Below are 6,296 nucleotides of genomic sequence, written 5' to 3'. Positions count from 1 at the left end.
TTTTATTATGTATATTATACACAATAAAACAAGACTTTAAGTTTGGAATATAAAGTCTTGTTTTAACGTAATAATATAGAATAATTGTACTTTCATTTCCAAGGAAATTTTTATAGAATATTCTGAAATTAATAATCTGATATTTTTATAAATTCTTTATACTTATAATTAAAACACTCTCGATACAACTCTTTGATTTCATCATATGATGGAACACGTGGGTTATTAGCTGGGCTACCACTTTCAATTGCATCTGATGCCATTTTAGAGATAGCATTTTCAAATTCAATTTCATCGATACCGTATTCTTTTAAATTTGGAATACGAAGATCATAGCAAAGCTTTTTTATTTCCCCAATCGTGTAGTCTGCTACTTCCTCATCAGAATTCGAATACAAATCCTTATTTAAGTTACGTCCAATTTTTGCTAACCTTTTCACTGCACTTGTTTTTGTAAACTCTAACACTGTAGGTAATAGTATGGCATTTGATATTCCATGCGGTACATGAAATAATGCTCCCACTGGCCTTGACATTCCATGAACTAATGTAACTGATGCATTCGAAAATGCAATTCCAGCTTGTAAGGAAGCAATCATCATCGCTTCTCTTGCCTCCATATTATGTCCATCTTCATATGCTATACGTAAATATTTCATAATACTTTCAATAGCTGAAAGAGCAAGTACATCTGTAAGTGGTTGTGAAAATTTAGAAATATAAGCTTCAATCGCATGACATAACGCATCTATTCCTGTTGCTGCCGTAATTTGTGGTGGTAACGAACTTGTCAAAACTGGATCTATAATTGCTACTTTCGGTATAAAACTAGGATGCTTCATCATCATTTTTACATCTGTTTTTTTATTCGTAATTACTGCTACACTTGTAACTTCCGAACCAGTACCAGAAGTTGTTGGAATTGCAATAAGTGGTAGTGGATTGTTTTCTATTTCAATATCCTTTTGGACATAATCCTCAACTTCTCCACCATTTGTATATAAAACCGCTACCGCTTTCGCAGCATCAATACAACTTCCACCACCAATACCGATAATAAAATCGCACTTTTCCTCTTTAGAAAGAGATAACGCTTCTAATACGTGTATATTTGTAGGCTCAGCATCCACTTTATTATATGTGCTAACAATAATACCTTTCTTATTTAGTTGTTGCATACACTTTTCAACATATCCTAATTTCTCCATAATTGTATCAGTAACTATAAAAGCTCTTTTCCCTAACTTTTTTGATTGTTCTCCCAGTTTTTCAAGCGAATTCCTTCCATATAATACCGACTTTGGCATACGAAACTCAGAAACCTCTTGCAAGTCCCCCACCCCTTCTTATCCTAATTAATATTTTATAATATAAATTATCGATTTGATGAATCTTTACGATTCAAATTTTTTAATAGAGTCCTGTTAAAGTATAGAATGCGATAACTAAAAATACAGCAACCGTTTTCAAAATAGTAATAGCAAATATATCTTTATATGACTGTTTATGTGTTAATCCCGTTACTGTAAGAATAGTAATAATAGCCCCGTTATGTGGTAGTGTATCCATTCCTCCTGATGCCATTGATACGATACGGTGCATAACTTCTAATGGAATATCAAATTGATTGGCCGCTGCAATAAATTTATCTCCCATTGCGCTTAATACTATTCCCATTCCTCCTGATGCCGAGCCTGTAATTCCAGCTAAAATATTCGTCGTTACTGCACCATTCACTAACGGATTTGTGAAAGTAGCAGAGATGCCATCTCTCATAATTGCGAAGCCTGGAAGTGCTGCAATGACACCACCGAATCCAAACTCAGCTCCTGTATTCATCGTTGCAAGTAGCGCTCCACCAATACTTGTATTCAATCCAGCTTGGAAACCTGTTACTACTCGCTTCCAATATAATAATAACGTTGTTAAGATCCCTATAATAAGTGCCAATTCTACAGACCAAATTCCTACTACTGCACTTAATTCTACTTTTCCAAATGCTTTCATACCAATTGCAGAAAAATCAAAACCGCTTGGATACCACTTCGGTATCATAATAGTAAACACTTTATTCATTACACCTACTAAAATAAGTGGTATAAATGCAATAAGTTGTTGTGCTCTTGTAATTTCAATGTTATTAATTAATGGCATATTTTTTTGTTCTAATTGCACAGATGCTGCCATTTCAGTATTTCCATCATTAAAACCAAAGTATCCTTCACCTGCTGCTTTTGCCTTCTTACGTCTACTCTCTAAATATAGTAAACCTAATGTAAGAACAAAAATTGCTCCTACAATCCCAAGTATCGGTGCAGCATAAATATCCGTTTTAAAAAATGTTGTAGGTATTACATTTTGAATTTGTGGTGATCCAGGTAGCGCATCCATTGTAAACGTTACTGCTCCAAGAACAATCGTTCCAGGGATTAAACGCTTTGGAATATTAGCTTGTCGAAACAACTTAGCTGCGAACGGATAAACAGCAAACACTACTACATACACACTAACACCACTATACGTTAAAATAGCCCCCATTAATACAATCGCTAATATAGTACGTTTTTCACCAACTAACTCAATAATTGTTTTTGCGATAGAATCTGCAATTCCTGACATTTCCACTACTTTTCCAAATATTGCTCCTAATAAAAACACAGGAAAATATAATTTTATAAATCCAACCATTTTCTCCATAAAGATATTAGAAAAGAAAGGTAATACATAACTAGGTTCTGTCAAAAATACTGCAAATAATGCAAATATCGGCGCGAATAAAATAACAGAAAAACCTCTGTATGCTACGAACATAAGTAAACTTAGTGCTAATAATATAATAACTAACTCCAATTTTACCCCTCCATTAAACAGAATATTCTAAATTTTATTGATAAATTTCTACTAACCTTTTAATTCTGACATCCCTCCTCTTATTCATACAAATTTTTATGCTAAAAATGTCTAATTATAATTATTCGATTACATATGAAAAATCCCTTTAAACAGAAACGAATTCATCGTCATACGTTATAAAGGGATTGCTAGAATCTATATTTACTGCTGTATTAAATTTTTCTCTACACAAAAATGATACAGTTCTTCAACATCTTTCACTATGTAGGTCGCACTAACTTCAGTCAGTTCTTTTTCACAGCCATAGCCATATAAAACACCAATTGAAGCAATTCCATTCTGATTTGCACCTATTATATCGTGCTTTCTATCACCAATCATTATCATTTCTTCTTTATTTAGTTCTTCATGTGTTTGTAAAATATGAGCAATTATTTCTTCTTTTTTTATTCTCGTACCATCTAAATTACTTCCAATGATGTCTTCGAAATAATTCGTTAATTGAAAATGCTCTATAACTTGTTTCGCAAATACAGTGGGCTTTGAAGTTGCTACGAATATGCGATTCCCTGAACTTTTTAATTGTTGCAAGAGCTTCAGAATCCCCTCGTATACATTATTTTCAAACAATCCACGCTGCTTTAAATACTCACGGAAGTAAAAAACAGCACGTTCAACCTCTCCTTCACTCATATTATATCTCTCTATGAATGATTGCTGAATAGGAGGACCTATAAATGAATCTAACTCACTTATATGTACTTCTTCAATTCCTACTTTTTTTAATGCATATAAAACCGAGTTTACAATCCCTTCTTTCGGATCCGTTAAAGTTCCATCTAAATCAAATAGAAATGTTTTATACATGCTTCATTCCTCCACTTAATTTGCTGTATAAATAAGTGCTAACATCTCTTCCACTTCTCCCTATTATACTATTATTATCTATTTTTTCGAAAAATCAATTTCCATATGTCACATACTTTCAGTTACAAAATACGATAGATATGATACAGTAAAAAAGTTGCAATTATTTTAATAGAAACTGGTGAAACAAATGTCAATTACGTTAATTTTTATAATGGCTTTCACAATTGTGATCCACGCAGTTGAAACAAGCTCTTATAGTATTCGATTAGCTGGAGTACGTTTAAAGAAGATTGCGGTTGCCTTGTCTGTTGTAGGAATGGTGTTACTTATTTCAAGAACATCAAACTTACTACAAGCCTTTTTAATCGGTGGTATTGTCGATGAAGCAAAACTAGATTCTTCTATTAATTTAGAGCATATTATACGACTCGTACTATTATCGGCTTCTATCGGTACATTAATCGCGATCATTCTTTATCCAACTTTGACAAAATTATTTGGATATGTCATTCAAAACTTTGAAACAGACGGTTCTTTCATTCGAATGATGAAAACGAATAACATTCAAAAATTAAAGTACACAAAAAAATATGTCCGTTTTCCAAAGTTAGAAATGATTCATAGACTGCGTATCGGTGGTATTCCAAAGCGTATTATGCTTATTAACATGTTTGCTACTGCTATTTATACAGCAGGGGTACTTTCAGCCCTTTACGCTTCTTTTTTAAATCCAGATTATGCAACAAATGCAAGTACAGCTTCTGGCCTTGTAAATGGTTTCGCCACTATTTTATTAACTGTATTACTCGATCCACGCATTGCTCTTTTAACAGAACGTGCTCTACAATCAGAAAGCGGTGCTGAATCTATGAGTAAAATGTATGGTTGGCTAATGATTTCTAGACTTCTCGGCACATTATTAGCACAACTGCTATTTGTACCAGGTGCTTACTGGATTTTATGGATTATTGAACTGATGCATTAATTTACTAGAAAGGTGAATTTATCAATGAAGATCAAAACAGAGAAAGATATAATTCGCTTAATAGAAAACGACGAATGGATGATGAATGTATTACAAATGGCAAAATCACTAGAGCTACCTGATTGGTGGATTTGTGCCGGATTTGTTCGTTCTAAAATTTGGGATACTTTACATGACTATGAAGCTAAAACGGCTATGCCTGATGTTGATGTGATTTATTATGATAGTCTACATCAAGATGAGATATACGAACAATCATTAGAAACGAAATTAATGAATATTGATGCTACTATCCCTTGGTCTGTAAAAAATCAAGCTCGTATGCATGTAGTGAATAATATGCCACCATATTCTTCTTCTGTTAATGCTATTTCTAAATTCCCTGAAACAGCAACGGCTTTAGGAGTTACACTTGATGAACTAAACAACGTTATCTTAACAGCACCATGTGGTATTGAAGATGTCCTTTCCTTACAAGTGAAACCAACAGCTCATTTTCTTGAATCGAAAGAACGATTACATATGTACAAAAACAGAGTTATAAAAAAGAATTGGCAAAGTAAGTGGCCTAACATCACAATCACATATCCAGAAATTTAGAAAGGGTGCCTCTCATTTATAGAAGCACCCTTTTCTTCATTTCAAAAAATGTATGACTGTTTCTGCAAATCTATCTGCTTCCTCATAATGAGGTGAATGACCGCTCTCTTCAAATACGATATACTTGCCGTTTCGGGCATCTTTATTAAATGTTTTAATTTGTTCTTCACACGTTACTACATCATGTTTTCCTACTATTAATAACATTAGATTTTGTACATCTTTTATTTTTAATAATAATGATGTATGACATGCTCCCTCTAATTTTAATCTATCAAAGTGAATTTTGGAGCGATTTGAAAATATTTCCCACTCTTCATCACTGTATAAACTCTCATCTGTCCTATCTTCCTTATTATTGTAAATCTCCATTCTTTTTTCTTCTAATTCAGCGCTTAGTCTTATATAAGCTTCTAACAACTCTTCTGAACTAGCCTCGCTAGATGAATAAGCAAAGCACTCTTCTGCTACTTCTTCTTTTCCATACTTTTTTAATAAATGCCCTGTCTTTTGTAACAAAGCCCTACTTGTTAATGCAAAATCAAAAGTTGGTCCTTCAAATATTATTTTCTCTATTGAACTTGGATATATCGACGCATAAAGCAATGCTACATATCCACCGAAAGAGTGTCCAATTATAGACCACTTCTCAATTTGTAATACTTTTTTTAATTCCTCACAGTCTTCAATCAAATCATTTAATCCAAAAGCTTCGTCTTCAGTAATTTCTTCTGAGCGACAAACACCTCTTTGATCTATCATAATTACATATAGAGAATCTTTTAAACGTTCCGATTGATGAAATGAAAAATCATAACAACTTTCTCCTGGTCCACCATGCAAGTATAAGACTGGCTTATTTTTAGGATTTCCATGTGTTTCAACGTATAGCTTTTTCCCTCTAATATTCATATATTTCCCTGCTTCTATCAAATTTTTCTTTATGATCATCACCCCTTTTTTTACTGAATATTATAACATTTAATAT

Annotated in this window: 6 protein-coding genes; 2 read left to right on the top strand and 4 right to left on the bottom strand. The window is 33.0% G+C overall.

Features of this window, described 5'->3' with window-relative positions:
- Positions 1 to 128: 128 nt before the first annotated feature.
- The 3 genes from ABWK52_RS16735 to ABWK52_RS16725 form a co-directional block, all read right to left on the bottom strand.
- Positions 129 to 1,331 carry an iron-containing alcohol dehydrogenase gene (locus ABWK52_RS16735; protein WP_058839549.1) on the bottom strand — a complete coding sequence of 401 codons (1,203 nt, stop codon included), beginning with the start codon at positions 1,329 to 1,331 and terminating at the stop codon, positions 129 to 131.
- A gap of 79 nt (positions 1,332 to 1,410) precedes the next feature.
- Positions 1,411 to 2,850, bottom strand: a complete 1,440-nt coding sequence (locus tag ABWK52_RS16730) for a GntP family permease (RefSeq protein ID WP_000424329.1) — start codon at positions 2,848 to 2,850, stop codon at positions 1,411 to 1,413.
- 204 nt (positions 2,851 to 3,054) lie between these two features.
- Positions 3,055 to 3,720, bottom strand: coding sequence for an HAD family hydrolase (locus ABWK52_RS16725; RefSeq protein WP_000278478.1), 666 nt, complete (start codon positions 3,718 to 3,720; stop codon positions 3,055 to 3,057).
- A 190-nt stretch (positions 3,721 to 3,910) separates the two neighbouring features.
- On the opposite strand from ABWK52_RS16725, the gene ABWK52_RS16720 reads away from it, so the two are divergent.
- Positions 3,911 to 4,708 carry a lipid II flippase Amj family protein gene (locus tag ABWK52_RS16720; protein WP_000028915.1) on the top strand — a complete coding sequence of 266 codons (798 nt, stop codon included), beginning with the start codon at positions 3,911 to 3,913 and terminating at the stop codon, positions 4,706 to 4,708.
- A 24-nt stretch (positions 4,709 to 4,732) separates the two neighbouring features.
- The gene (locus ABWK52_RS16715; protein ID WP_000695357.1) at positions 4,733 to 5,308 is read left to right on the top strand and encodes a nucleotidyltransferase family protein; all 576 of its coding nucleotides are present in this window, start codon (positions 4,733 to 4,735) and stop codon (positions 5,306 to 5,308) included.
- Between the two features lie 36 nt (positions 5,309 to 5,344).
- Here the strand turns inward: ABWK52_RS16715 and ABWK52_RS16710 are convergent, their stop codons facing one another.
- Positions 5,345 to 6,220, bottom strand: coding sequence for an alpha/beta fold hydrolase (locus ABWK52_RS16710; RefSeq protein ID WP_141537411.1), 876 nt, complete (start codon positions 6,218 to 6,220; stop codon positions 5,345 to 5,347).
- Positions 6,221 to 6,296 lie beyond the last annotated feature (76 nt).

This window comes from Bacillus sp. AP50, assembly GCF_040492675.1.
In the GTDB taxonomy this organism is placed as follows: Bacteria; Bacillota; Bacilli; order Bacillales; family Bacillaceae_G; genus Bacillus_A; species Bacillus_A cereus.
The sequence above is the reverse complement of the archived record's forward strand: the minus strand, read 5'-3'. Positions and strand labels throughout refer to the sequence as shown.